Below are 970 nucleotides of genomic sequence, written 5' to 3' on the forward strand. Positions count from 1 at the left end.
GTAGACCGCGTTGCCCTTCTCGTCGATGGTCAGGTAGCCGTATTGGCCGTTGACCTGGGTGTTCAGCTGGCCGATGGCCGAGGTGCTGGTGTCGCTGCCCGCACGCACGCCGACCACATAGTTGCCATCGCTGCGCACGTCGGCACCGACCACATCGTTGTACAGCACATTGCCGCGCACCTCGTCGCCCTTGTACACACTGGTGTAATCGCTGTGGGCTTGCGGTACGTCATCGACGATGGTGATGACGATGGTACTGGTGGTCGAATTGCCGACCGAGTCTTTCACTTGGTAGGTGAAGGTTTCAGTGACGGTGTTGGGGCCGTCATTGGCGTGGGTCGGCGAATTGGCGGGCGAGGTCAGGGTGTAGGTGTAGGTACCGTCAGCGTTCAGGTGAAGCTGGCCGTACTGGCCCGTGGCATCGCCTACCAGGCTGTAGGTCAACGCACCGACACCGCCGCTGGCCGTGCCTGCCAGGCTGCCGGACGCGGTTTCGCGGGTCGAGTCCGGGTCGCTGCCAGTGACGCTGCCAGCGGCCAGGTCGTTGCCGTCCTGATGCGTATCCAGGGCACTCTCGTGGACCGTTACCCCGCCAACGGGGCCGGCCACGAGCGAGCAGTCCTGCACGTTGATCATAATGGTCGTGGTGCTCTCGTCACCGTCAGTGTCGCGAATGGTGTAGACGAAAACGTCGCTGGCGCCTTGCGGCAGCACCGCATTCGGATTGGCGTGATAGACCGCATTACCCGCCGCATCAATGGTCAGGGTGCCGTACTGGCCAACGATCGCGGTGTTGAGATTGCCGATGGCCGATGTCGACGTATCGGAACCGGCGCGAGCACCGACCACGACATTGCTGGTGCCCGCCTGGTCCGCCCCCAGCTTGTCGTTCCACAGGACGTTGCCCGTGGCTGTCCCGCCTTCCACCACGCTGGTGGTATCCGCCGCAGCCTGCGGCACATCATCGACG

The 970-nt window shown here is 63.6% G+C and carries 1 protein-coding gene; it reads right to left on the reverse strand.

Annotated elements, in window-relative coordinates; all coding sequences use genetic code 11:
* Positions 1–970, reverse strand: a 970-nt coding sequence (locus ACLEJU_RS28640; RefSeq protein WP_440776777.1) for a VCBS domain-containing protein, incomplete at both ends; no start/stop codon positions are given.

Origin of the sequence: Pseudomonas sp. SMN11 (assembly GCF_052041945.1) — a bacterium.
In the GTDB taxonomy this organism is placed as follows: Bacteria; Pseudomonadota; Gammaproteobacteria; order Pseudomonadales; family Pseudomonadaceae; genus Aquipseudomonas.